This window comes from Agathobaculum sp., from assembly GCF_022775115.1.
GTDB lineage: Bacteria > Bacillota > Clostridia > Oscillospirales > Butyricicoccaceae > Agathobaculum.
In genome coordinates this window covers 16,795-40,426 of sequence record NZ_JALFLA010000039.1, presented here as the reverse complement: position 1 = coordinate 40,426, position 23,632 = coordinate 16,795, and the positions used below count along the sequence as shown (strand labels likewise).

The window sequence follows — 23,632 nt, the reverse complement described above, 5'->3', positions numbered from 1 at the left end:
GTTTTACCAAAACCGAATATCAGATTCTTCAGGGCAGGGTGCGATTCCCTACCGGCGGTACAGCCCGCGAGCGGCGGTCTCTGTGTCAGAGGCCAATGCATGATTCGGTGAAACTCCGAAGCCGACAGTATAGTCTGGATGAAAGAAGAATACGCGAAAACCGGGTTTTTGTCCGTCTTTTTGTTTGTTTGCTGTTCTGAAACACCTTTGGTGTTTCAGAATTTTTTATTGCGGCGGGCTTTACTGTGTTTGCGCGCGCGTCCCGAAGGTCTGTGGCTTTCGGGACGCTTTTCTTTTGCTTTGTGGAGGTGATCTTTTGCACGATCAGGAATGGATGCGCCGTGCGCTCGCGCTGGCAGAGCGCGGCGCGGGGCGGGTCAGCCCCAACCCTATGGTCGGCTGCGTCATCGTGAAGAACGGCCGCGTCATCGGCGAGGGCTGGCATGAGCAGTACGGCGGCCTGCACGCCGAGCGTCATGCACTCGGCCGCTGCACCGAGGACGCGGCAGGCGCGACGCTGTATGTCACGCTCGAGCCATGCTGCCACTGGGGGCGCACCCCGCCCTGCACAGACGCGATCCTCGAGCATAGGCTCGCGCGGGTCGTGGTCGGCTGCCTTGACCCCAACCCGCTGGTCGCGGGCAAGGGTGTGCAGCTTTTGCGCGCGGCAGGCGTCACGGTCGAGACCGGTGTGTGCCGACGCGAATGCGAGCGCTTAAACGCGGTATTCTTCCATTGCATTACGCACAAAACCCCCTATGTGGTGCTCAAGTACGCGATGACGCTCGATGGCAAAACCGCCGCGCACACCGGCGACAGCCGCTGGGTGACGGGCGAAGCCGCCCGCGCCCATGTGCACGAAACGCGCAGCCGCCTGTCGGCCATCATGGTCGGCATCGGCACCGTGCTAGCGGACGACCCGCTGCTGACCTGCCGGATACCGGGCGGGCGCGACCCTGTCCGCGTCATTTGCGACAGCCACGCGCGCACACCAATCGACAGCCAAATCGTGCGCACTGCGCACGAAACACCCACTTTTCTAGCTGCAATCGATAAAAATGACCGACTGGTCTCGCTTGAGCGAGCCGGCATCCGCCCGTTGATCTGCGCCGAGGAGAACGGCCACGTCGACCTTGCCGACCTGATGCGGCAGCTCGGTGCGCTGGGCATCGACAGCCTGCTGCTCGAAGGCGGCGCGGCGCTTGCATTCTCCGCGCTGCGCGCTGGGATCGTGCAGCATGTGCAGGCCTATATCGCGCCCAAGCTGATCGGCGGACAAGCCGCTACCACGCCGGTCGGCGGCGCGGGATTGGACCGCATGGCTGACGCGCTCGCCCTGCGTGAGCTGTCCGTCACCCCGCTCGGCAGCGATTTTCTGCTGGAAGGAGACCTTGTATGTTCACAGGCATCATCGAAGAAATAGGACGCATCGCCCGCATTGAGCGCGGCGCCCGGAGCGCCCGCCTGACCATCGAGGCTGAGACCGTGCTCGAGGGTACGAAAACCGGTGACAGCATCGCCACCAACGGCGTGTGCCTGACTGTCACCTCACTCACCGCGCACGCCTTCACAGCCGACGTGATGGCAGAAACGCTGCGGCGCTCATCGCTCGGCGGCCTGCAAAGCGGCGCGGCGGTAAATTTGGAGCGCGCCATGCCCGCGGACGGCCGCTTCGGCGGACATATCGTCTCCGGCCATATCGACGGCACCGGCACGGTCACCGCGCTTCGGCGCGAGGATAACGCGGTTTGGGTGACGGTCAAAACGCCCGCCGCGCTGCTGCGCTACCTTGTCGAAAAGGGTTCGATCGCCATCGACGGCGTCAGCCTGACCGTCGCCGCCGTGACCGACACAGGCTTTGCTGTCTCCATCATCCCGCACACGGGCGCACAGACCACCCTGCTGACCCGGCATCCGGGCGACACGGTCAACCTCGAATGCGATATCATCGGAAAATATGTTGGGCGTCTGCTCGCCTCTGCGCCGCAGCCGCGTGCGAGCGGCCTGACGATGGAAGTTCTCACCAAATACGGATTTTAAGGAGTGTTCTCATGTCTCATCCATACAGCACCATTGAACAAGCGCTCGAAGCGCTGCGCGCCGGGCGCATCATCCTGACCATCGACGACCCCGACCGCGAAAACGAGGGCGATATGATCTGCGCCGCCCAGTTCGCCACGACCGAAAACGTAAACTTTATGGCCAAATACGCCAAAGGGCTGATTTGCACGCCGATGAGCGAGCAGATCGCACGGCGGCTGGGACTGGAGCAGATGGTCAAGGTCAATACCGACAACCATGGCACGGCGTTTACCATCTCCATCGACCATGTGGACACAACGACCGGCATCTCGGCTGAGGAGCGCGGCCTGACCTGCCGCAAATGCGCGGACAGCCAAACAAAGCCTGAGGAGCTGCGCCGTCCCGGGCATGTGTTCCCGCTGGTCGCGCAGCGCGGCGGTGTGCTCGTCCGGCCGGGTCACACTGAGGCGACCGTCGATCTATGCCGCTTGGCCGGGCTTGAGCCGTGCGGCCTGTGCTGCGAGATCATGCGCGATGACGGCACGATGATGCGCACGTCCGAGCTGCTGGAAAAGGCCGCCGAGTGGGACATGCCGGTCATCACCATCAAGGATTTGCAGGACTACTGCCGCCGGCATGACAAGCATGTCGTGCGCGAGGCGAGCGCCAAAATGCCCACCCGCTTTGGCGAATTCCGCATTTACGGCTATGTCAACGACCTGACCGGCGAGCACCATGTCGCGTTGGTCAAGGGCGAGATCGGAGATGGCAAAAACCTGCTCTGCCGCGTGCATTCCGAATGCCTGACCGGCGATGTGTTCGGCTCACGCCGCTGCGACTGCGGCCAGCAGTTTGCCGCCGCCATGCGACAGATCGAGCAAGAAGGGCGCGGCGTGCTGCTTTATATGCGGCAGGAGGGACGCGGCATCGGCCTGATCAACAAGCTCAAGGCCTATGAACTGCAGGAGCAGGGCTTTGACACGGTCGAGGCCAACGTCAAGCTGGGCTTTGCGCCCGACCTGCGCGAATACTGGATCGGCGCGCAGATTTTGCAGGATCTCGGCGCGCGTGAGCTGCGCCTTTTGACTAACAATCCGGAAAAGATTTACGGACTGGACGGCTTTGGCGTGGAGATCGCCGCGCGTGTGCCGATTGAGATCGCCCCGCAGGAGGACGACGCATTCTACCTGCGCACCAAGCAGGTCAAAATGGGGCATCTGTTCCGGCAAAAGCTGTGACCGATCAAACACCATCAATTATATTTACCATCATTATTATTAAGGGAGGACACATACCATGAAGGTACTGGAAGGAAAGCTAATCGCAGGTAAGGGACAATTCGCCATCGTTGCCTCGCGCTTTAATGAATTTATCGTATCCAAGCTGATTGCAGGCGCGGAGGACATGCTTGTTCGCCACGGCGTTGACACGGACGACATCACGCTCATCTGGGTGCCCGGTGCGTTTGAGCTGCCCTTCGCCGCCATGCAGGCGGCGAAGTCCGGCAAGTACAAGGCTGTTATCTGCCTTGGCGCGGTCATCCGCGGCTCGACCAGCCATTACGATCTGGTCTGCAACGAAGCCGCCAAGGGCATTGCGCAGGTCGGCCTGCAAACCGGTGTGCCGGTGTCCTTCGGTCTGGTCACGACCGAGAACATCGAACAGGCCATCGAGCGCGCCGGCACCAAGGCGGGCAACAAGGGCGCCGACGCGGCCATGACCGCCCTCGAGCTGGCCGACCTGCTGCCCCGCCTGTAACGTCCGGCGCAGCCTTTTCCGGAGTTGACATATCTGACATTCCGCCCACTGTAATCATAATTAATAAAAACATCTGTTATACTAAGACAAAAAAGCTGCACACCAGTGCAGCTTTTTTGTCTTCTCGCCTTGATTCAGCCGATATTGAGCGCTTCGCGCAGCACATACAGGCTGGCCAGATGGCCATCGAGCATGGACAGCGTCAAGTCCTCCATCTCCAGCGAGACCTCCTCGTCATAGCCCGCCATGCGCGCGGCCGAGAAGAACTCCTTCCACCACTGCGCGCCATGCCCCGCGCCAACCGCGACATAGTTCCACGCGCGGCGCGCGAATGCATCGATCGGTTTAGTATCCAGCATCCCGTTAGGCTGCCAAAAGCGCCGCTCCGGACGGGAATCCTTGCCATGGATGTGATAGAGTGCGCCGTGCTCGCCCAGCACACGCGCCGCCTCGATCGGGTCGCCGCCCATCCAGAACAGGTGCGACGGGTCAAGGTTCATGCCCACCATCGGGCCGACCGCCGCGCGCAGCCGCAGACAGGTCTCCGGGTTGTACACCAGCTGCATCCCGTGGTTTTCCAGTGCGATTTTTTCAATGCCGCAGTCCGCCGCTAACTTGACCATCGCCCGCCACGCCGGAATGGCGACCTCATTCCACTGGTAGTCCAAAATCTCCTGCGTCTCGGGCGGCCACGAGGTCGTGATCCAAACCGGCGTACGGTCGCCCTTGCAGCCCGCGGGCAGACCGCTCATCATCACGATCTTCTTCACGCCCAGCATATGCGCCAGTTCAAAGGTCTGCTTGGTCACATCCATATCCTTTTCATAGGCCAGCGGATTGCCCGAGCAGTTGAGCGCGCACAGCGCAAGCCCCCTTTTGCGCATCGCGTCCTGCCAACGCTCACGCGCGGTTTTGTCCGACAGCAGCAAGGCAAGGTCGCAATGCGGCGCACCCGACCAATTGCCCGTGCCGATCTCGAGCGCAGCCACCCGCTGTTCGACGCAAAAATCCAGCATTTTTTCATACGGCATATCCAGTGTGCAGGTTTTGATCGCTAATTTCATCGCATAACGCTCCTTCATTCGCCGGCCGGCACGCCCCGCAGCGCGTGCCCCTCGCTGTATTTTCGTCCATCGTACCACAGGCGGCGCGGTTTCGCAAGCGCCCTGCCTCCGCCGCGCGGCGTATGCGGCGCGGTTTCACCCCGGTATCGCACAGTGCACGATCAGCAAATGCCCGCCGGCGCCCATCCGCACCGTCGCTTTTCCTCATCCGCCCGCGTCCTGCTTGTGCGGACTGGCGAAATTCACAAAATTTTGCCGTGCCCCTGCCCCACCTTTCCGCCTGATGCGCCATCCGGCACGCGCAGATTGCCGCTGCATGGCCGAATTTAACCATACTGTAACCTTCACACGCCACTGATGTTTCCAAAAATTGACCAAAACCGCCGCTGTATCCGGTCTTTTTTCTTATGAATCTTGCCTTACAGTTACAAAATTGCACAATGCACAGCATTACCCTTCTGTTTCTCTTACCAAGACTTGTGAACCTGCACAAAGAACGCCAATGCAACCTCGCCATTAGCGACAAAAATAACAAGAAACTCTTGTCAAAGCAATTCAGATGCATTAAAATATTACCAGAACGCAGAAGCGTTTGAACGTTCTGTAAATGGCTGACAGAACGCACAATCATGAGCGGGGCAGACGATGCGCTTTACGGTAGGATCCCCCTGCTGTCGGTCGGGCTTTCCGGCGCGGCGCAGCGTGCGCGCTGCAACAAAAAGGAGAGAGGTTTTCATCATGAAGAAGAGATTACTGGCAATGTTACTGACAGGCGCCCTGTGCGCAGGCATGGCTGCTTGCAGCACGAACACGAATGCGGGCACGAACGCAGGCGGCGCGGATGCAGGCGCAGGCGCGGGCGCGGATGCCGCCGGCGGCAGCTACAAGATCGACGTAATCCTCAAGACCACCGCTTCCGAGTATTGGCAGTACGTAATGGCCGGCGCACAGGCTTACGACAAGGAGCACGACAACGTGACCGTCGAAGTCAAGGGCGCGCCGTCCGAGACCTCTTACGATGAGCAGCTGAACATGATCCAGACCGACCTCGCCGGTGACTATGACGGTTTTGTCATCGCCCCGCTGCAGGCCGACATGGTAGCCAACCTCATCAAGGGCCAGACCAAGCCGATCGTCGCTTGCGACACCAAGATCGAGGCGCCCGAGGTCATCTCCTTCGTAGGTACCGGTAATCAGGAAGCCGGCAAGCTCGGCGGCGCGGCTGCTGCTAAGATGGCGAAGGAGCTGGGCTGGACTGAGATCAAGTGCATCGAGATCGCCGGCGTACAGGGCGACACCACCAACTCCGACCGTATGGCGGGCTACAAGGCCGGCGTTGAGTCTGAGGGCGGCGTTTTCCTCGACAACGAAGTGCAGTACGCTGACGCGGTTGCCGACAAGGCCGTAACCGCGATGGAAGGCATCATCTCCAAGTATCCGGAAGGCATCGCCATCATCTGCGCCAACAACGATGATATGGCTATGGCCGCTGCTAAGGTTGCCGCGAACAACGAGAACTACAAGAACACCGTATTCCTTGGCTTTGACGGCACCATGTCTGCCTGCAACGCGATCCTCGAGGGTCGTCTGACCATGTCCGTTGCGCAGATGGCGTATGAGATGGGCTACAAGTCTGTTGAGACCGTCGTTACCAAGCTCGACGGCGGCGAGGTCGACGCTTTCGTAAACTCCGGCGCTGACGTTGTTACCCCGGAAAATGCGCAGCAGCGCAAGGACACCCTGCAGGGCTATCTGGATTCTGTTAAGTAATAACCGCCTCACTTGGGTGTAAGTAGAAATTGAAACCGACGCCCCTGTGCCGATTTTACCAAAATCATACAGGGGCGTCTCTTTTTCAGGACAGCACCGCATAATTCGACAGGATCGACTTGCGCGGCGTTGTCTCCGAAAAGGCCGGAGGACGTGCAAACCGTTCCGGCATACGATTGCTCATCTGCACAGGGCCGGCCGCGCCGAGAGCGGCCGGAGCCGAGGTTTGCGTCAACCCCCATCTCGGAGAAGAAAAGGTGATTATGCAATGAGTGAATATGTAGTAGAGCTGAAAAACGCAACCAAGCGCTTTCCGGGCGTCGTAGCGCTGAAGAACATGAGCCTTGCGGTAAAGCCGGGTGAGATCCTCGGCCTGATCGGCGAAAACGGCGCGGGCAAATCGACGCTAATCAAGGTGCTGACCGGCGTACATCAGGCTGATGAAGGCCAGATCTTTGTAAGCGGCGTTGAGCAGCACTTCAAAGACCCGAACGACTCCGCGGCGGCAGGCATCGCGTGTGTATACCAAGAGCTGAACATCGAAAAACTGCTGAGCATCACGGACAATATCTTTATCAACAAGTGGATCAAGGGTCCTGCCGGCCTGCTCGATTACCCGGCGATGCACAAAAAGGCCAAGGAGGTCATGGCCTCGCTCGGTCAGGACGTTGACCCGACCAAGGCGGCGGGCACGTTCGGCATGGGCGTGCAGCAGATGATCGAGATCGCCAAGGCTGTGCTGATCGACGCGAAAATGATTATCATGGACGAGCCGACCTCCTCCCTTGGCGAAAAAGAGGTAGAGCAGCTGATGAAGACCTGCCGTGAGCTGCGCGACCGCGGCATCGGCATCGTCTTTGTATCGCATAAGCTCGAGGAGCTGTTCGAGCTTTGCGACCGCGTGACCGTCATGCGCGACGGCGAGCACATCTGGACCAAAAAAGTGACCGAGACCGACAATGATGACCTGATCGCCGGCATGGTCGGACGCACGCTGGAAAACCAGTTCCCGAAGGAGTTTGGTACCAAGGGCGATTGCGCGCTCAAGGTCGAGCATCTTGAGGAGGGCGGCGTGCTGTACGACGTCAGCTTTGAGGCATACGGCGGGCAGATACTGGGCTTTGCAGGTCTGGTCGGCGCGGGCCGCACCGAGACCATGCGCGCCATTTTCGGCGCCGATCCGATCGACGGCGGCAAGGTGTACATCCACGGCAAAGAGGTCAGCATCAAGTCTCCGCGCGATGCGATCAAGGCCGGCATCGCTTTCCTGACCGAGGACCGTAAGGGGCAGGGTCTTGTGCTGGCGCAGACCATCCGCACCAACCTGATCCTTGCCAATTTGAAGGGCTTCTGTGACGGCCCGTTCCTGAATGAAAAGCGTATTCTGGAAAGCGGCGAGAAGCACATTTCCTCGCTGCGCATCAAGACCCCCTCGATCGACGAAATCGTCGGCCAGCTTTCGGGCGGCAACCAGCAAAAGGTGGTCATCGGCAAGTGGGTCAACACGGATGCTGACATCTATATCTTTGATGAGCCGACCCGCGGCATCGATGTCGGCGCGAAGGTAGAAGTTTACAATGTAATGAACAGCCTTGTCAAGCAAGGCAAGTGCGTCATTATGATCTCCTCTGAAATGCCGGAGATCCTCGGCATGTCTGACCGGGTCATCGTCATGCGCGGCGGCAAGGTGATGGCCACCGTCGACCGTGACAGCAAGCATTTCAATCAGGAAGACATTATGAAGGCCGCATGGGGAGGTACTTTAGATGACTAAGACGAAAAACAAGGGTAAATTTAATCAGCTCGGCGTATTGATCGCGCTGGTTCTGCTGTGTGCTGTGCTGGCGATCGTGACCAAGGGCAAATTCCTCGATATCCGCAACATCATGAACGTGCTCAGCCAAACCTCGTTCAACGCGATTCTGTCCATCGGTATGCTGCTGTGTCTGATCACCGCCGGTATCGACCTGTCGGTAGGCGCGAATGCGACGTTTGCAGCCTGTGTGGCCGGTATGCTGGTGCAGCGCGGCTCGACCAATTCTTTCTTGATGATCGTGCTGGCGTTGGTCGCCGGTACGCTGGTTGGCTGGATCAACGGTATGCTGCTCACCCGTCTGCATCTGCCCCACCCCTTCGTATCCACGCTCGGTATGAAGAACTTCCTCTGGGGCATGGCGCTGCTGGTGACCGGCTCGCAGATGGTATCCGGCTTCCCGGCCGGCACCATGTGGCTGGGTGAAGCGCGCCTGCTGCCCGCACTCGGCGGCGGCATCCCGATCAGCTTTGTTCTGGTCATCATTCTGTATGTCATCATGCACATCTTCCTGACCCGCTCCGCGCTCGGCCGCTCGATCTACTGCGTAGGCGGCAACCCGGAGGCCGCGCGTCTGTCCGGTATCCATTCGGATAACGTGCTGACCTTCTGCTACACGGTATCGGGCTTCTGCGCCGGTCTGGCCGGTCTGGTTTCCATTGGCCGTTCGTCCATCACCAATGGCGCGAACGCGGTGCAGCCGCTGGATACGGACGCGATCGCGGCCTGCATCATCGGTGGCGCTTCGTTCATGGGCGGCAAGGGCACCATGCTCGGCACGCTAATTGGCGCGCTGATCATCGGCGTACTCCGCAACGGCTTTACCCTGCTGGCCGCTTCCTCGGCCATTCAGAACATCGTGCTCGGTCTGGTTATCATCATCGCTGTATTCATTGATGTAACCCGTGAGCGCATGGAAGCCAAGGCGCGCCGTCTGGCCGCCAAGTAAACCCACGCATTGCATAGAAAACAAAAGAGGCGGTGGCTTAAGCCACCGCCTCTTGCATTTTAACGCCGCCTTGCTCCATGACAAGCGTTTAGAGCATCTCGCGCGTCAGCAGGCTCAGGTCGGTGTAATACACCTCACGCTTAGGGCGCTCGCTGCGCATCAATATTTGATACATCGCAATGACCGCGCGAAAGGATTCCTGATCGAAGGCCTGCCCAACCACAAAGTCTACTGTTCCCTCCCGCAGATAGCGCTTAGCCGTCGGCGTCAGGTCATTGCAAATAACATGCGGCGGCGCCTGCCGCATCCGGCTGCGACGGATGCCCTCGATGCAAGCGGACACAGGCTGCGTGCTCATATACACGGCGCGCAGACGGCTGTCGCTGTCCAGCGCGCGGGCGACGGCCTCGCTCGTCAGCCCGTGAATCTCTCCTGTCTCCACGATGCGGTACGCATCCTCGTCAAAGCCCAACTCACGCAGACGGCGGCAAAAACCATCCACCCTGCCCTTGTGCGCCTCCATGCGCAGGTTGCCCGTCACGACCAGCACATGCTCGGACGGGCGGATCAGCCGCGCCATAACACCCGCCGCGATCGCGCCCGCGCGCCACAGATCCTGCCCCACATGGCACAGCCGTCCGCTGCCCGGCACATCCGCGTCATAGGTGATCACCGCGAGGCCCCGCCGCACGGCCTGCTCGATGACAGCACGCACCTCAGCGGTGTTCTCCCCGCGCAGAATCAGGCCGTCCACGCCCACGTCTATCTGCCGCGCGGCCTCGCGCAGCAGCTCCTGCATGGTCATTGTGCGCAGCGGCTGTTCGACCAGCGCAAAGCCCGGATCGGCCACATATCGCATCGCGCGGCGGATACCGCTGACGATCTGGCGGTTGAAGTGCCCATCCGACCACGTCGGGATCAGAATCGCCGCGCGTTTGACCGGCGCGGACGCCGGTATCTTAACACGGTAGCCCAGCGTTTCGGCGGCTTTGAGCACCTTTTGCCGCACCAAAGAATCAACATTCGGCCGCCCGTGCAGCACCCGGTCGACTGTCCCACGCGACACCCCAGCCAGCGCGGCCACATCCTGCATTGTCACCGCCATTTTCGCGCACCTCCCTCTTGTTTTTATTATAGGACGTGCGCGCGGATGCCGTCAAGCCAAACCGCGCACAGCGCACAATCATACAGTCCGACCACAGCCGTGCGACGCCCCGCATTGTGCGCAAAACAGCGGACGGTTTTTGGGCAAGATACCAATGTTTTTGCCGGGAAATTGACCGGCGCGCACCTGCGTATTAAGATAGGGGCAAGAAAACCAGAGAGAAGGAGCGAGCATGATGAAATTTTCTGTCAATATTGAAGTGATCTACAAGGAGCTGCCGTTTGCCGAGCGCTTTGCGGCCGCTAAGCGGGACGGCTTCGACTACGTTGAGATCTGGGGCTGGGACAGCAAGGATCTTGACGAGCTGATTCGCCTGTGCAAAGAAAACGAGATCGAGATCAGCTGCATGGGCGGCGACGGTCCCATCTCGCTGTGCGACCCGGCGCACGAGCAGGAATACATTGCCTACATCGAAAAATCGCTCGCGGTCGCGCAGAAGGTCGGCTGCAAGCGGCTGGCTGTCCATTCCAACGAGCTGCTGCCCGAGCCGCAGCAGTACGCCGCCGACCTGTTCCCCCAGTATTCGGACGCGCAAAAGACCATGGCTATGTACCGCACGCTGTGCAAGGTCGCGCCGATGGCCGAAAAGGCCGGTATCACCCTCTGCTTAGAGGCGCTCAACGTTGAGACCGACCACCTCGGCAACTTCCTCAAATACACCAAGGACGCGGCCGAGATCGTTCAGATGGTCGGCTCGCCGAACGTCAAGATTCTGTACGACGCCTATCATATGTATCTGAACGAGGGCAAGATCTGCGAGACGATCAAAAAATACCAGCCGCTTATCGCGCAGGTACACATCGCCGACGCGCCTGGCCGCGGCGAGCCGGGCACCGGCTGCATCAACTACCGTGCTGTTCTGGAGTACATGCAGGCGCTCGGCTGCGACCAGATGGTCGCCTTTGAGCTGTATCCCAAGCACGGCTCGTCGGCTGCGATCGAGGCCATCAACGCGGTGCGCGCCGGCCTGTAAATCATATTCCCCCTCATGATAACGGAAAGGAAGTATTCCCTATGCTGAAAATCGGTGTCATCGGCTGCGGCGCGATCGGCCGCGATCACATCCGCCGCCTGACCGACCTCGTGCCCGGCTGCACGGTCGTCGCCTGTGCGGACTATTTTGAGCAGGCCGCGCAGCAGGTGGCCGCGCAGTATGCGCACATCACCGCCTATCCGACCGGCGAAGCGCTCATCGCCGCGCCCGAGGTGGATGCGGTCGTCATCGCCTCGTCCGACCCCTCGCACGCGGGCTATGTGCTCGAAAGCCTGCGGCACGGCAAGTTCGTCTTTTGTGAAAAGCCGCTCGCCCAGACCGCGGCCGACTGCGAGCAAATCATCAAGGCCGAGCAGGCGTGCGGCAAGCGGCTTCTACAGGTCGGCTTTATGCGCCGCTATGACCGCGGCTACGCCGAGATGAAGCGCATCATCGCCTCCGGTGAGCTGGGCGCGCCGCTGATGATCCATGCCGCGCACCGCAATGTCTCCCAGCCGGACGGCTTCCAGACCGAGATGGGCGTCTCCAACGTCGCCATACATGAGCTGGACATCTGCCGCTGGCTGCTGGGCGAGGAATATAAGAGCGGTCAGGTGCTCAAGGTGCGCCAGTCCTCGCTTTCGACCAAGGGTTATGATAATCCGCAGATCGTGCTGCTCGAGACGCAGTCGGGCGCGCGCATTGATGTGGAGGTGCAGGTGGCGGACGGCTACGGCTATGATATCCAGTGTCAGGTCGTGTGCGAAAAGGGTACGGTCAACCTGCCCGATCCATATGCGGTCGTCATGCGTGCCAACGCGACGCGCTCCTTCCCTCTGCTGACCGACTGGAAGGATCGTTTTATCGAGGCCTATGACATTGAGTTTCAGGAGTGGGTCAAGGCGCTCGAAGCCGGCGCGCCGACCGGCCCCTCGGCTTGGGACGGCTATGCCGCGTGCGTTGCGGCGGACGCGCTCAACCGCTCGCGCGGTACCGGCCAGTGGGCGCCGATCGAGATGATGGAAAAGCCCGCGCTGTATAAGTGAACACGGCAAAGCCGCGCAGCGAATATCGCCGCGCGGCTTTGCTTTATATCTATGTGCTTTCATCGGCACACGGCCTGCGCCCGTCAAACCGGGCGCAGGCCGCCGCGCCGCTTAATATTCGACCTGCACGGCCTTGCCGCTGTGGAACGAATCGGTGATCGCATAAGTAACGACTGTGGCCTTGGTGCCGTCGTACACGGTCAGCGCGGGCTTGCGGTCATTCTGCACACAGTCGATAAAATCGACCATTTCGAGCAGATAGGCCTCGGCAAAGCGCTGCGGGAAGTTCTCGATGATCTCCTGCCGCGCGCCGTACTGGTCATATACCATCACGCGGTCCTTCCACGGCACACCGGCCACACGGATGTGGCCTTCGGTGGCGACGATCTCGGTCTCGGTATGGTAGCCATGCGGCGCGGTGCGGCCGACATGCAGAAAGGCTACCGTGCCGTTGTCGAACTTAAGCATGGCCATGCCGGTCTCGGTATCACCGTTCTCTGTAAACTCCGGGTGCTTGAAGGTCGTGCCCGCGGCGTACACCTCGGTCACTTCGCCGCCAAGGAACCAGCGCATCAGGTCAATGTCATGCGAAGCGGCGTCGATAAAGATACCGCCCGAGGTCTTGGAAAACTTGATGCAGCTCTCGACCAGCGCCTCGGGATCGAGGCCGGTGGCCTTGACCAGATAGGGCTTGCCTATCTTGCCCGCGTCGATCTGCGCTTTAGCGTCAGCATAGGAGGGATCGTAGCGGCGCATGAAGCCGAGGAAGAATATCTTGTCCGGATGGCGCTCAACAGCGGCCTCGGCGCGCTTGCATTCCTCCAGCGAGCAGCCGAGCGGCTTGTCAGTGAATACATGCTTGCCGGCATCGAGCGCGTACTCGATCATCCAGCAGTGCTCGGGCGAGGAGGACACGATGACGACGGCCTCGATATCGGCCTCATCGACCATCTTTTTATAGTCGGTCGTGACGAAATCGACCTTGAGGTAGTCCCGCGCCCAATCCAGCTCCTTCTGCTCGAGCGAGCAGGCGGCCACGAGCTTGCAGCCCGGGATCTTGAATGCCAGATTTTCCGCGTGCACCGCACCCAAACGACCCAAACCAACAATACCGGTTTTAACTTCTTTCATACTGTTTTCTCCTTTTCGGCTTGCTGCGTTACCTATCTTTGCAGGCGGCAAAACGCCGCCTCCCACGTCTTTTACTATACCACCGGCGCGCCCAAAAAGCAAGCGAAACCGCAGCTTTCGACCGCTTGCGCGGCAGGGCGGGCGCGCAAGCTCATTTAACAAAATATTCATAAACGAGTCTTGACTTTGCCCCTGCTCGGTGGTAAATTAGTTTTAGCACTCAAAGAGTCGGAGTGCTAACCCGTTTTGAGAAAGGAGCCACACCTGTGGAGCTTTCGGAACGCAAAAAGCAAATACTCAAGGCCATCATCGGCGACTATATCCGCACCGCCGAGCCGGTCGGCTCCAAGGTGCTGACCGAGGGGCACGCGCTTCCTTTCTCTCCGGCCACCATCCGCAATGAGATGAGCGAGCTGGAGGAGATGGGCTATCTGGAAAAGCCGCACACCTCGGCCGGCCGCATCCCCTCGCCGCAGGGCTACCGCCTGTATGTTGACGAGCTGATGGAGCAGCCGGATGAGACCGAGGGCGACGACACCCCGCTGCAGCACATCCTGCAAACCAAGGTGCGTGAGCTTGACCGCTTGATACAGGAGGCCGGCCGCCTGATCTCCAGCATGACCGACTACGCTTCGGTCGCCATTACCCCGGCGATGACGCAGGTCTCCATCCGCCGGTTTGAGATCATCGCGGTCGATCCGACCAGCTTTGTCATCGTCGTCGTCACCGATTCCGGCTCAGTCAAAAACAAGCTGGTGCGCACACTGACCGAGGTCAGCAAGGACGAGACCGAGCTGCTCACCTATGTGCTCAACCAAACGCTGACCGGCCTGCCGCTGACCAGCATCACCGCCGAGCGGTTTGACATCGTGCGCCGCGCCGCGGGGCTTTCCGCACTGCTCGCCCCGGTGGCTGAGTACATTGCCGAGCTGATCGAGGAGCTGAGCGACCAGAAGGTCTATCTCGAGGGGACGAGCAAGCTGCTCCGCTTTCCCGAATACCGCGATCTGCACAAGGCGCGCGCGCTGCTGGACTATATGGAGATCGACCACAAGCACCTGCTGCCGAGCACACGCAAGATCGACGGCATTCAGTTCTTTATCGGCCCGGAAAACGGCGAAAACCCCTTGAGTGAAACCTCTGTGATCTACGCAAAATATGATATCGGCAAGATCGGTCAGGGGGCGATCGGTATCGTCGGCCCGACGCGCATGGACTATGCCAAGCTGTCCGCGCGGCTCAGCCGCTTTGCCAAGGAGCTGAATACCCTGATCGCCGAGACCTTTTTGGATGAAAAAGAATGATGGAGGCATCAAACGACATGAGCAAGAAAAACAAGCCTGAGGCGGCTGAGACTGAGCAGCAGACCGCGGAGGAAGCTGCCCCGGCCGAGCAAACCGCCGGGGAGCAGTCCGCCGAGCCGCAGCCGCCGCAGGATGAATGGAAGTCCAAATACGACGAGCTGAACGACCGCTACCTGCGCATGGCTGCTGAGTACGACAACTTCCGCAAGCGCAGCCAGCGCGAGCGCGAGCAGACCTACGGCGAGGCGGTCGGTCACGCGGTCAAGGCGCTGCTGCCAACCTATGACAACCTTGCGCGCGCGCTTGGCGCTGAAACGGCCGACACGGAATATAAAAAGGGCGTCGAGCTGACCATGACGCAGCTGACCGAAAGCCTAAAGGGGCTGGGCGTAACGGTCATCGAGGCCGCCCCCGGCACGGCGTTTGACCCCAACCTGCACGATGCGGTCATGCATGTGGAGGACGAAAACCTCGAGGCGAATGTGATCGCCGAGGTGTTCCAGCAGGGCTTTCGCTTTGGCGACAAGGTCATCCGCCACGCGATGGTCAAGGTCGCAAACTGACTACCGTTAAATAAATATAGTTATCATACTAAAGGAGTTATTTGAACATGGGCAAAATCATTGGCATTGATCTGGGTACGACCAACTCTTGCGTATCCGTCATGGAGGGCGGCGAAGCCGTCGTTATCCCCAACGCCGAGGGCGCGCGCACGACCCCGTCCGTTGTCGCCTTCTCTAAGGACGGCGAGCGCATGGTCGGTCAGGTGGCTAAGCGTCAGGCCGTCACCAACGCCGACCGCACCATTATTTCCATCAAACGCCATATGGGCACCGATTACCGCGTCGACATCGACGGTAAGCCCTATTCCCCGCAGGAGATCTCCGCAATGATCCTGCAAAAGCTGAAGGCTGATGCCGAAGCCTACCTCGGCCAGCCGGTAACGCAGGCCGTCATCACCGTGCCGGCTTACTTCTCCGACTCGCAGCGCCAAGCTACCAAGGACGCGGGCAAGATCGCCGGTCTGGAGGTGCTCCGCATCATCAACGAGCCGACCGCCGCTGCCCTTGCCTATGGCGTGGATAAGGAGACCGAGCAGAAGGTCATGGTGTATGACCTCGGCGGCGGCACGTTCGACGTTTCCATCCTCGATATCGGCGACGGCGTGCTTGAGGTGCTGGCCACTGCGGGCGACACCCACCTCGGCGGCGACGATTTTGACCAGCGCATCATCGACTGGATGGTCAGCGAATTCAAAAAGTCCAACGGCGTCGACCTGTCCACCGACAAGATGGCCATGCAGCGCCTGAAGGAAGCCGCGGAAAAGGCAAAGATCGAGCTGTCCGGCATGGCGCAGACCTCGATCAATCAGCCGTATATCACCGCAGACGCGACCGGCCCGAAGCACCTTGAGCTGACACTGACCCGCGCTAAGTTCAACGAGCTGACCGCCGATCTGGTCGAGCGCACGATGGGGCCTGTCCGTCAGGCGATGAGCGACGCCGGCCTGTCGGCCTCCGATCTGGCCAAGGTGCTGCTGGTCGGCGGCTCGACCCGCATCCCGGCTGTGCAGGAGGCTGTCAAGGGCATCACCGGCAAGGAGGGCTTCAAGGGCATCAATCCGGATGAGTGCGTTGCCATTGGCGCGTCCATTCAGGGCGGTGTGCTCGGCGGCGAGGTCAAGGACGTGCTGCTGCTCGACGTAACCCCGCTGTCGCTCGGCATTGAGACGCAGGGCGGCGTATGCACCCGCCTGATCGAGCGCAATACCACCATCCCGACCAAGAAGAGCCAAATCTTCTCGACCGCGGCCGACAACCAGCCCTCGGTTGAGATCCACATCCTGCAGGGCGAGCGCGAGATGGCAAGCGGCAACAAGACCCTCGGCCGCTTCACGCTCGACGGCATCGCACCCGCGCCGCGCGGCGTGCCGCAGATCGAGGTCACCTTTGACATCGACGCGAACGGCATCGTAAACGTATCGGCCAAGGATCTGGGTACCGGCAAGGAGCAGAAGATCACGATCACCGCGTCCACCAACCTCAGCAAGGATGAGATCGACAAGGCCATGCGTGAGGCCGAGCAGTTCGCTGAGCAGGATAAGAAGAACAAGGAGGCCGTCGAGGTGCGCAACAGCGCCGAGCAGCTCGTGTTCCAGTCCGAAAAGGCGCTGAGCGATCTGGGCGATAAGCTGTCGGCCGACGAAAAGGCCGGCGTACAGGCCGAAATCGACCGCGTCAAGGACGCGCTGAAAGGCACGGACACCGAGCAGATCAAGACCGCGACCGATGCGCTTTCCAAGAAGTTCGGCGATCTGGCGGGCAAGATCTACCAGCAGCAGGCGCCGCAGGGCGACCCCAATATGGGCGGCGCAGACTCGGGCGCAGGCGCAGGCTCGCAGGGCGACTTTGTGGACGCCGATTTCACCGAGGTCAAGGACGACGACAACAAGTAAGCAAACGCTTTCGTAGGGCGGGATGACTCCGGTTGGCCGGAGCGTCGCGCCCTACGGCGCTGTAATTCTATTACCATTTGAGGGAATCACAATGGCAGATAAAAGAGATTATTATGAGGTGCTCGGCGTACAAAAGGGCGCAAGTGAGGACGATCTGAAAAAGGCCTACCGCCGCCTTGCCCGCAAGTACCATCCTGATCTGAATAAGGATAACCCTGAGGCTGCCGAGCAGTTCAAAGAGGTAAACGAGGCGTATGAGGTGCTCTCGGACAAGGATAAGCGCGCCAAATACGACCAGTTCGGCTTTGCCGGCGTTGACCCGAGCTACGGCGGCGCAGGCGGCTTTGACGGCAGCTTTGCGGACTTTGGCGATCTGGGTGACATCTTCGGCTCGTTCTTCGGCGGCTTTGGCAGCGGGCGCTCGTCCCGCCGCAACGCGCCGCAGCGCGGCGAATCCATCCACCGGAACATCATCCTCTCGTTTGAGGAGGCCGCTTTCGGCTGCGAAAAAGAGCTTTCGATCGAGCGGATAGAAACCTGCGACGAATGCGGCGGCACAGGCGCGGCACCCGGTACAAGCGCCGAGACCTGCGCGAACTGCCGCGGCACCGGCACGGTCACCCAGACCCAGCGCACACCGCTCGGCATGTTCCAAACGCAGGCGGCCTGCCCCAACTGCCGCGGCACCGGCAAGATCATCAAAAAGCCGTGCAGCAAATGCGGCGGCGCGGGCCGTGTGCGCAAAACGCGCAAGTTTAAGGTCAATATCCCCGCCGGTATCGACGAAGGGCAGTCCATTCAGCAGCGCGGGCAGGGCAGCGCGGGCGTGAACGGCGGCCCGGCTGGCGACCTGATCGTCACCGTGTCCATTCGGCCGCACCCCATCTTCACACGCAAGGGACAGGATGTGCTGATCGACATCCCGATCTCCTTCGCGCAGGCCGCGCTGGGCGACACCCTGCAGGTGCCGACGGTCGATGGCCGCGTGGAATACAAGATACCCGAGGGCACACAGACCGGCACGATGTTCCGCATGAAGGGCAAGGGTATTCAAAATGTAAACGGGCGCGGCCGGGGTGACCAGTTCGTGCGCGTCAACATCGAAGTGCCCAAGCACCTGTCCGACAAGCAGAAAAAGCTGCTGCGCGAGTTTGAGGACAGCGCCACCGATACCAACCAGAGCCAGCGAAAGAGTTTTTGGGACAAGGTAAAGGACGCTTTCAGCGAGCGGTAACAGCGCGGCGCAGAGCAAAGCGGCTTATCCGCCGTCCTTGCTACATCAAAAAAAGTCTGCCCCATGGCAGACTTTTTTGATGCCCCGGCAGCGCCGCGCTTTGCGAGCCTTTCGGCTTATTTTGCTCACTTTTTCCAATCGTGTGCGCGAAAACGACCGCGCGCCCGTCAAAGCGCGGTGATGCTATCAAGGATTGCTCGATTCCACAAGTCGGATGCGGCTGCCTTTCCCGTTCACCGGGTAAAACGCCTGTCTTACAGCTTGCACACCACGGCGAGCGCGGCGCGCAGCAGTGCGCTGCACACCGCCAGCGCAAGGCAGACCACATACGGCGCGCGGCAGGTGCGCAGGGAATACCGTCCGCTTGTCTCGCCCGCCTGCCACACCATAGCGCACGCGGCGAGCAGCGCGGGCACACTCAGCAAGGCAGGCAGGCCGGTGGCGCAGAGAGAAAGCAGCAGCCCGTCTGTATCACCGAGGGCGACGGCTGCTGTCAGCGCCAGCACAAAGCCGCGCGCCGCCGCCAGCGCTGCCAGAAACAGCGAAGCCGGGCGCAGCAGGCCGCACACAAGCGGCAGCGCCAGCCAAAGCATGGCGCTGAGCGCGCTTCGCAACAGGTGGGCAGGCAGCGCGGCGAGCATGGATGCCAGCGTCTGTGCGCCGCCCTGCGCGGCGGCACGCAGGCCGGTCAGCGCGCCCGCCGCCGCGCCGCACAAAAACATCGCGCACAGGAACAAAAAAGCCGGTGTGCGCGACAGCTCATCAAAAAAACCGAGGATATGCCGTTTTCTCATTCTTCTTCCCCCTTGCGGAAGGTCATGATACAGCATATTCTCGGTTTTGATTTGTTAGAACCGGCTCAGCCAGCCGTGTTCAGCTCCTCGCACAGCGCGTCCACCAGATCACGGCAGGGCTGATGCAGGAACAGGCGCGTTTTGTCTGCGATTTCGTAAGATGCGAAAAAGCGGCCGCCCTCGCCCTTGTGCAGCACCGCGGCGACAAACTCGGTCGCACCGGCAATGCGCTCAACCACATAGGCCAAGTTGACGCGCGCATCGTCGCACACGGTGACAAGCACGCGCTTCTGGGTGCAGTCAGATATTTGTGCAAGGCAGGTCGGCATCTCACGCCGGGAGGCGGTGACCAGCACAATCTCGCTGTTAAGGATGGCCGCAGCAGCATCCTCACAGATGCGCGCGGCATAGCCCTCCGCCGCCTGACAGGCCGCGGCGTTTTTGGCCGACAGGCAAAGATTGCGCGCCGGGATCGGCTCACGCTTCAGTATGGCGCGCACCAGCGGCTGCAAATACGCGCCCTCGCCCAGCACCGATACCAATACGTTCTGCGGCATGGAATCCACTCCTTTGATAGGGCAAATCGAAGATACAGTCTCCATTATACGACATCGGATGCCACAGCCGCAATGCATTTCCGGCGCGGCGGATGAGATTTGTTGCTATCGCTCAATCCGCGCAGCCTTTTTCGACCGCCTTTAGGTAAATCGCACACTCCAAGCGCTTGCGTTCCAGCTCACAGCCCAGCTCGTAGGAGTCATTCATATCCCGGTTGGCATTGTAGTTGGATGCCGAGCAGCCGCCCGAGCAGTAAAACTTTGCCCAGCACGTCTGGCATTTGGGACGGGTGTAAATGTTCATCTCGGCAAATGTTTGCGCAATATCCATGTCAAACGACTGGTCGAGTATGTTGCCCTGCTTAAACTCCTCCTTGCCGACGAACTGATGGCAGGGATAAATATCTCCGTCCGGTGTGACGGCCACATACTCATAGCCTGCGCCGCAGCCGCGCAGCCGCTTGACCACGCACGGCCCCTGCTCCAGATCGACCATGAAGTGGAAAAAGCTGAACGGCTTGCCCGCCTTGCGGCGCTCGACGATAATATCAGTCAGGCGGTCATATTCCGCTTTGATACGCGGCAGGTCGGCCTCGGTCAACTCATAGCCGCTGCCCGGATCGGCCGCGACCGGCTCGACCGACAGACGATCGAAACCCGCGTCAGCAATGTGGACAACATCGTCGGCAAAATCAAGGTTGTGCGCGGTGAACGTGCCGCGCGCATAGTAGTCGAGCGCGGGGTCGCGCGCATCGACCAACGCCTTGAAATTGGGCACGATCACATCATAGCTGCCCGCGCCCGAAACCGTCTTGCGAAACTCGTCGTTGGTATCCGGCCGGCCGTCAATCGACAGCACGCAGTTGTCCATATTCTCGTTGATGTAGCGGCGCTTGTCTTCATCGAGCAGCAGACCGTTGGTCGTGATGGTGAAGCGGAACTTCTTACCTGCCGCCTGCTCGATGCTGCGCGCGTAATCGACCGTCTGCACGACTGTGTCCCACGCCATCAGCGGCTCTCCGCCGAAGAAGTCGACCTCGATATTGTGCCGCTGCCCGGAGCGGGCAACGACAAAGTCGATCGCCTTACGGGCGATCTCGGGCGGCATGATCTTGCGGCCTTGGCCGAAGTCGCCGGTCGCGGCGAAGCAGTATTGGCATCTGAGGTTGCAGTCGTGTGCGACGTGCAAACACAGCGCCTTGACCGGTGCGTCGACCGGAATATAGCTGCCGACATCAATATAATCGTCCGCGGCAAAGAGCTGGCCTGCTTTTTTCAGCTCGTACAGCTCGTCATACGCTTCGCGCACTGCGTCCGCACTGTACTGCGGCAGCGCCTCGACAAGCTGAGGCGGGCACTGCTCGCCCATCTTTTCGTCAATCAAGCCGGAAACCGCGTAGCCGATGTCATCCAGCACATGAACCGCGCCGGAGTTGACATCCAGCACGAAATTCAGTCCATTTTTTGTGTAGCGATGGATCATGTTTGTCTATTTCCTCCGAAACGTTAGCAAAGGCGCGCAAACCGCGCGCCTTTGCCGATTCTTCCATATGCGCGCTATGCGCGGTTTTGAGCAAAGCGGCACAAATCACCGCTTGATAAAAATCAGGACAGTCGCCTGACTTTTTCCTTGCGCCGCCGAAACCGTGTGCCGCAAGCGGGCCACACGCGCTCCGAACCGTAGGCTCGGTCAGCCTGCGGCATCAAGCAAGCAGGCTTGGTTTACTTAGCAGTGTGCTCGCACTTCTGGTTTGCCACCGTGCAGGAAGTCTTGCAGGCGGACTGGCAGGATGTCTGGCATTCGCCGCAGCCGCCGTGGGCGGCAGTCTGCTTCAGCGTTGCAGAGGTCAGGGTGGATACATGCTTCATGGTGATTCCCTCCTACTTTTTCACATGATGATACCTTTTTTTCTTGCGCATATTTGCGCCGGCGAAACCGCCGAGCGCCGAGGCCGCCAGCGCGCAGAGCAAGCTGACCGCCATGCGGACGATATGTACCGGCTGGTCGATCAGCGCGGCGCCGATCGCCAGCAGCAGCAGAAAAACCAACGCGCCTGCGCCGACCGCCCAGACAAATTTGCCGCCCGGAGCACGGCCAGCCGCAAACAGCGCGGCCACCGCGCAGCCAAGCATCAGCGCGCCCAGCGCCCACGGCGTAGTCATTCCCTCGCCCAGCATACCGCTGCGCACCAACAAAGCGCCGGCCAGTAACAGCAGCAGGGTCAGGATCATGCCGGCCGCCGCGGCCGGCAGAAGAATGCCGGCCGGAGAGCGACCCTCATTGGTTTTTCTTGTCATTGCGCATCCTCCCGCCGAAAAAGATGTTCTATCCTATTCGGCAAGAGGCTGGGATATGCCGGTTTTACTTCTCATCCTTGTCCGCGTCCTTGGGGGCTTCGACCGTCTCGACCGGCTCGGCCTCCTTGCCGCGAATCGCCCAGCGATAGATTTTGAGCTTGGTGCGGTCGCTCGAAGACTCGATGGTCAGCACATCGTCCTTGATGTTGACCACGCGGCCGATGAAGCCGCCGATGGTCGATATCTCATCGCCCACCGCAATCGAGTTGCGCATATCCCGCTCAGCTTTGTCGCGCTTCTTCTGCGGACGGATGAGCATGAAATAAAACAGAACGATCAGAATGACAAACGGCGCGAACTGGCCGATCGCCGTCAGATACTCCTGTCCACTCAGCATATTTACACCTCCTCGTTCATTTCACCGATAATAGCTATTATACCGGATACGACCGAAAAATACAAGCCCTATTTTGGTGGAATAGGACAGCCTGCGGCCGTCATAGGATGACCGTACTCTACAGAAAATGAGGTGCGTATTATGTTGATCCCTGCGCTGTTCGCGCTTGGCGGCGCGTTTTTCTTCTTCGTTCTGCGCGTGCAGGGCACGGACGGATCCTTTCCCAAGCCGCTTTCGCCCGAAAAAGAGCAGGAGCTGCTACGCCGTATGCTCGAGCAGGGCGACGAGCAGGCGCGTGGATTGCTCATCGAGCACAACCTGCGTCTGGTAGCGCATATCGTGAAAAAATATTACGCCGCAAGCGCCGAGCAGGACGACCTGCTCTCGATCGGTACCATTGGACTGATCAAGGCGGTCAGCACGTTTCGCCCGGATAAGAACATCAAGCTGGCAACCTACGCTTCCAAATGCATCCAGAACGAGCTGCTCATGCATTTTCGGCAAAAGCGCAAAACGGCGGGTGAGCTGTCACTCTCGGACGCGCTTGAGACCGACGGCGACGGCAACGCCCTCGCTCTACAGGATGTGATCTGCTGCGAGGACGATGCCCTGCGCGCCGTCGACGATCAGGACCGCTACGACGCCATGCACCATGCGCTGGCAGACTGCCTATCCCCCCGTGAGCGCGAGATTATCCGCCTGCGCTACGGCCTCGGCCTACCCGCCCCGCTGCCCCAGCGCGAGATCGCCGCGCAGCTTGGGATATCGCGCTCGTATGTATCGCGCATCGAAAAGCGCGCGCTCGAAAAGCTGCGCGCCTCCATGGAACAGCTTTGACACGCGCGGCCGAACGAGAAAACGGTTTTCCCCTCCCGTCCGTCCAAATGCCTTGCTGTAGGTAA

General features: G+C 60.2%; 24 protein-coding genes and 1 riboswitch. Of the genes, 14 read left to right on the top strand and 10 right to left on the bottom strand.

The genetic code is table 11. From position 1 onward, the window contains the following. The first annotated feature begins 20 nt into the window (after positions 1 to 20). Positions 21 to 154: riboswitch (FMN riboswitch) on the top strand. A gap of 162 nt (positions 155 to 316) precedes the next feature. The 4 genes from ribD to ribH are packed head-to-tail and all read left to right on the top strand — an operon-like array spanning position 317 to position 3,780. Beyond that, the gene (gene ribD / locus MR935_RS05320) at positions 317 to 1,423 is read left to right on the top strand and encodes a bifunctional diaminohydroxyphosphoribosylaminopyrimidine deaminase/5-amino-6-(5-phosphoribosylamino)uracil reductase RibD (protein ID WP_290571723.1); all 1,107 of its coding nucleotides are present in this window, start codon (positions 317 to 319) and stop codon (positions 1,421 to 1,423) included. Beyond that, positions 1,396 to 2,040 (top strand): riboflavin synthase, encoded by a 645-nt coding sequence (locus MR935_RS05315; RefSeq protein ID WP_290571721.1) that lies wholly within the window; start codon positions 1,396 to 1,398, stop codon positions 2,038 to 2,040. The genes ribD and MR935_RS05315 overlap by 28 nt, the downstream gene beginning before the upstream one ends. A gap of 11 nt (positions 2,041 to 2,051) precedes the next feature. Next, complete coding sequence (locus MR935_RS05310; RefSeq protein ID WP_290571719.1) at positions 2,052 to 3,260, top strand: bifunctional 3,4-dihydroxy-2-butanone-4-phosphate synthase/GTP cyclohydrolase II; 1,209 nt, start codon at positions 2,052 to 2,054, stop codon at positions 3,258 to 3,260. Positions 3,261 to 3,318: 58 nt separating this feature from the next. Further along, a complete protein-coding gene (gene ribH, locus MR935_RS05305) occupies positions 3,319 to 3,780 on the top strand; it encodes a 6,7-dimethyl-8-ribityllumazine synthase (protein WP_290571717.1) in 462 nt (153 codons plus the stop codon). A gap of 134 nt (positions 3,781 to 3,914) precedes the next feature. On the opposite strand, the gene MR935_RS05300 is transcribed toward ribH, so the two are convergent. Next, positions 3,915 to 4,844 carry a sugar phosphate isomerase/epimerase family protein gene (locus MR935_RS05300; RefSeq protein WP_290571715.1) on the bottom strand — a complete coding sequence of 310 codons (930 nt, stop codon included), beginning with the start codon at positions 4,842 to 4,844 and terminating at the stop codon, positions 3,915 to 3,917. A gap of 738 nt (positions 4,845 to 5,582) precedes the next feature. On the opposite strand from MR935_RS05300, the gene MR935_RS05295 reads away from it, so the two are divergent. Beyond that, positions 5,583 to 6,614 carry a sugar ABC transporter substrate-binding protein gene (locus MR935_RS05295; protein WP_290571713.1) on the top strand — a complete coding sequence of 344 codons (1,032 nt, stop codon included), beginning with the start codon at positions 5,583 to 5,585 and terminating at the stop codon, positions 6,612 to 6,614. Between the two features lie 85 nt (positions 6,615 to 6,699). On the opposite strand, the gene MR935_RS05290 is transcribed toward MR935_RS05295, so the two are convergent. Beyond that, positions 6,700 to 6,849 carry a hypothetical protein gene (locus MR935_RS05290; protein WP_290571711.1) on the bottom strand — a complete coding sequence of 50 codons (150 nt, stop codon included), beginning with the start codon at positions 6,847 to 6,849 and terminating at the stop codon, positions 6,700 to 6,702. A gap of 33 nt (positions 6,850 to 6,882) precedes the next feature. Here MR935_RS05290 and MR935_RS05285 point away from each other — a divergent pair, with 33 nt between their 5' ends. After that, positions 6,883 to 8,388 (top strand): sugar ABC transporter ATP-binding protein, encoded by a 1,506-nt coding sequence (locus MR935_RS05285; protein ID WP_290571709.1) that lies wholly within the window; start codon positions 6,883 to 6,885, stop codon positions 8,386 to 8,388. Beyond that, the gene (locus tag MR935_RS05280) at positions 8,381 to 9,376 is read left to right on the top strand and encodes an ABC transporter permease (protein WP_290571707.1); all 996 of its coding nucleotides are present in this window, start codon (positions 8,381 to 8,383) and stop codon (positions 9,374 to 9,376) included. The genes MR935_RS05285 and MR935_RS05280 overlap by 8 nt, the downstream gene beginning before the upstream one ends. 88 nt (positions 9,377 to 9,464) lie before the next feature. Here the strand turns inward: MR935_RS05280 and MR935_RS05275 are convergent, their stop codons facing one another. Next, positions 9,465 to 10,481: a LacI family DNA-binding transcriptional regulator gene (locus MR935_RS05275; protein ID WP_290571705.1), complete on the bottom strand. Its 1,017-nt coding sequence runs from the start codon at positions 10,479 to 10,481 to the stop codon at positions 9,465 to 9,467. A gap of 232 nt (positions 10,482 to 10,713) precedes the next feature. On the opposite strand from MR935_RS05275, the gene MR935_RS05270 reads away from it, so the two are divergent. Further along, positions 10,714 to 11,514, top strand: a complete 801-nt coding sequence (locus MR935_RS05270) for a TIM barrel protein (RefSeq protein WP_290571703.1) — start codon at positions 10,714 to 10,716, stop codon at positions 11,512 to 11,514. Positions 11,515 to 11,555: 41 nt separating this feature from the next. Continuing rightward, positions 11,556 to 12,560, top strand: coding sequence for a Gfo/Idh/MocA family protein (locus MR935_RS05265; RefSeq protein WP_290571701.1), 1,005 nt, complete (start codon positions 11,556 to 11,558; stop codon positions 12,558 to 12,560). A gap of 111 nt (positions 12,561 to 12,671) precedes the next feature. Here MR935_RS05265 and MR935_RS05260 read toward each other — a convergent pair whose 3' ends face one another. Continuing rightward, positions 12,672 to 13,691, bottom strand: coding sequence for a Gfo/Idh/MocA family protein (locus MR935_RS05260; protein WP_290571699.1), 1,020 nt, complete (start codon positions 13,689 to 13,691; stop codon positions 12,672 to 12,674). 266 nt (positions 13,692 to 13,957) lie between these two features. On the opposite strand from MR935_RS05260, the gene hrcA reads away from it, so the two are divergent. The 4 genes from hrcA (at position 13,958) to dnaJ (ending at position 18,684) form a co-directional block, all read left to right on the top strand. Beyond that, positions 13,958 to 14,995: a heat-inducible transcriptional repressor HrcA gene (gene hrcA / locus MR935_RS05255; RefSeq protein WP_290571697.1), complete on the top strand. Its 1,038-nt coding sequence runs from the start codon at positions 13,958 to 13,960 to the stop codon at positions 14,993 to 14,995. A 17-nt stretch (positions 14,996 to 15,012) separates the two neighbouring features. Continuing rightward, positions 15,013 to 15,558 carry a nucleotide exchange factor GrpE gene (gene grpE, locus MR935_RS05250; RefSeq protein ID WP_290571695.1) on the top strand — a complete coding sequence of 182 codons (546 nt, stop codon included), beginning with the start codon at positions 15,013 to 15,015 and terminating at the stop codon, positions 15,556 to 15,558. Between the two features lie 47 nt (positions 15,559 to 15,605). Further along, positions 15,606 to 17,450, top strand: coding sequence for a molecular chaperone DnaK (gene dnaK / locus MR935_RS05245; RefSeq protein WP_290571693.1), 1,845 nt, complete (start codon positions 15,606 to 15,608; stop codon positions 17,448 to 17,450). A 91-nt stretch (positions 17,451 to 17,541) separates the two neighbouring features. Next, positions 17,542 to 18,684, top strand: a complete 1,143-nt coding sequence (dnaJ, locus tag MR935_RS05240; protein WP_290571691.1) for a molecular chaperone DnaJ — start codon at positions 17,542 to 17,544, stop codon at positions 18,682 to 18,684. Positions 18,685 to 18,938: 254 nt separating this feature from the next. Here the strand turns inward: dnaJ and MR935_RS05235 are convergent, their stop codons facing one another. The 6 genes from MR935_RS05235 to yajC form a co-directional block, all read right to left on the bottom strand. Beyond that, a complete protein-coding gene (locus MR935_RS05235; protein WP_290571689.1) occupies positions 18,939 to 19,478 on the bottom strand; it encodes a hypothetical protein in 540 nt (179 codons plus the stop codon). Positions 19,479 to 19,543: 65 nt separating this feature from the next. Continuing rightward, positions 19,544 to 20,035: a hypothetical protein gene (locus MR935_RS05230; RefSeq protein ID WP_290571687.1), complete on the bottom strand. Its 492-nt coding sequence runs from the start codon at positions 20,033 to 20,035 to the stop codon at positions 19,544 to 19,546. Between the two features lie 112 nt (positions 20,036 to 20,147). Continuing rightward, entirely contained in the window at positions 20,148 to 21,518 is a 1,371-nt protein-coding gene (gene scfB / locus MR935_RS05225) for a thioether cross-link-forming SCIFF peptide maturase (protein WP_290571685.1), read from the bottom strand. Positions 21,519 to 21,757: 239 nt separating this feature from the next. Next, positions 21,758 to 21,904 carry a six-cysteine ranthipeptide SCIFF gene (gene scfA / locus MR935_RS05220; protein WP_290571683.1) on the bottom strand — a complete coding sequence of 49 codons (147 nt, stop codon included), beginning with the start codon at positions 21,902 to 21,904 and terminating at the stop codon, positions 21,758 to 21,760. A gap of 12 nt (positions 21,905 to 21,916) precedes the next feature. Further along, on the bottom strand, positions 21,917 to 22,333 hold the full coding sequence (locus tag MR935_RS05215) for a TIGR04086 family membrane protein (RefSeq protein ID WP_290571681.1): 417 nt from the start codon (positions 22,331 to 22,333) through the stop codon (positions 21,917 to 21,919). A 64-nt stretch (positions 22,334 to 22,397) separates the two neighbouring features. Continuing rightward, the gene (yajC, locus tag MR935_RS05210) at positions 22,398 to 22,730 is read right to left on the bottom strand and encodes a preprotein translocase subunit YajC (RefSeq protein WP_290571679.1); all 333 of its coding nucleotides are present in this window, start codon (positions 22,728 to 22,730) and stop codon (positions 22,398 to 22,400) included. A gap of 141 nt (positions 22,731 to 22,871) precedes the next feature. On the opposite strand from yajC, the gene sigK reads away from it, so the two are divergent. After that, on the top strand, positions 22,872 to 23,567 hold the full coding sequence (gene sigK / locus MR935_RS05205; protein ID WP_290571677.1) for an RNA polymerase sporulation sigma factor SigK: 696 nt from the start codon (positions 22,872 to 22,874) through the stop codon (positions 23,565 to 23,567). The last annotated feature ends 65 nt before the right edge of the window (positions 23,568 to 23,632 follow it).

Bases quoted from the DNA above. Each gene is read 5' to 3' on its own strand.
- MR935_RS05315 (WP_290571721.1), top strand. From the start codon at position 1,396: ATGTTCACAGGCATCATCGAAGAAATAGGACGCATCGCCCGCATTGAG.
- MR935_RS05310 (WP_290571719.1), top strand. From the start codon at position 2,052: ATGTCTCATCCATACAGCACCATTGAACAAGCGCTCGAAGCGCTGCGC.
- ribH (WP_290571717.1), top strand. From the start codon at position 3,319: ATGAAGGTACTGGAAGGAAAGCTAATCGCAGGTAAGGGACAATTCGCC.
- MR935_RS05300 (WP_290571715.1), bottom strand. From the start codon at position 4,844: ATGAAATTAGCGATCAAAACCTGCACACTGGATATGCCGTATGAAAAA.
- MR935_RS05295 (WP_290571713.1), top strand. From the start codon at position 5,583: ATGAAGAAGAGATTACTGGCAATGTTACTGACAGGCGCCCTGTGCGCA.
- MR935_RS05285 (WP_290571709.1), top strand. From the start codon at position 6,883: ATGAGTGAATATGTAGTAGAGCTGAAAAACGCAACCAAGCGCTTTCCG.
- MR935_RS05280 (WP_290571707.1), top strand. From the start codon at position 8,381: ATGACTAAGACGAAAAACAAGGGTAAATTTAATCAGCTCGGCGTATTG.
- MR935_RS05275 (WP_290571705.1), bottom strand. From the start codon at position 10,481: ATGGCGGTGACAATGCAGGATGTGGCCGCGCTGGCTGGGGTGTCGCGT.
- MR935_RS05270 (WP_290571703.1), top strand. From the start codon at position 10,714: ATGATGAAATTTTCTGTCAATATTGAAGTGATCTACAAGGAGCTGCCG.
- MR935_RS05265 (WP_290571701.1), top strand. From the start codon at position 11,556: ATGCTGAAAATCGGTGTCATCGGCTGCGGCGCGATCGGCCGCGATCAC.
- MR935_RS05260 (WP_290571699.1), bottom strand. From the start codon at position 13,691: ATGAAAGAAGTTAAAACCGGTATTGTTGGTTTGGGTCGTTTGGGTGCG.
- grpE (WP_290571695.1), top strand. From the start codon at position 15,013: ATGAGCAAGAAAAACAAGCCTGAGGCGGCTGAGACTGAGCAGCAGACC.
- dnaK (WP_290571693.1), top strand. From the start codon at position 15,606: ATGGGCAAAATCATTGGCATTGATCTGGGTACGACCAACTCTTGCGTA.
- dnaJ (WP_290571691.1), top strand. From the start codon at position 17,542: ATGGCAGATAAAAGAGATTATTATGAGGTGCTCGGCGTACAAAAGGGC.
- MR935_RS05235 (WP_290571689.1), bottom strand. From the start codon at position 19,478: ATGAGAAAACGGCATATCCTCGGTTTTTTTGATGAGCTGTCGCGCACA.
- MR935_RS05230 (WP_290571687.1), bottom strand. From the start codon at position 20,035: ATGCCGCAGAACGTATTGGTATCGGTGCTGGGCGAGGGCGCGTATTTG.
- scfB (WP_290571685.1), bottom strand. From the start codon at position 21,518: ATGATCCATCGCTACACAAAAAATGGACTGAATTTCGTGCTGGATGTC.
- scfA (WP_290571683.1), bottom strand. From the start codon at position 21,904: ATGAAGCATGTATCCACCCTGACCTCTGCAACGCTGAAGCAGACTGCC.
- MR935_RS05215 (WP_290571681.1), bottom strand. From the start codon at position 22,333: ATGACAAGAAAAACCAATGAGGGTCGCTCTCCGGCCGGCATTCTTCTG.
- yajC (WP_290571679.1), bottom strand. From the start codon at position 22,730: ATGCTGAGTGGACAGGAGTATCTGACGGCGATCGGCCAGTTCGCGCCG.
- sigK (WP_290571677.1), top strand. From the start codon at position 22,872: ATGTTGATCCCTGCGCTGTTCGCGCTTGGCGGCGCGTTTTTCTTCTTC.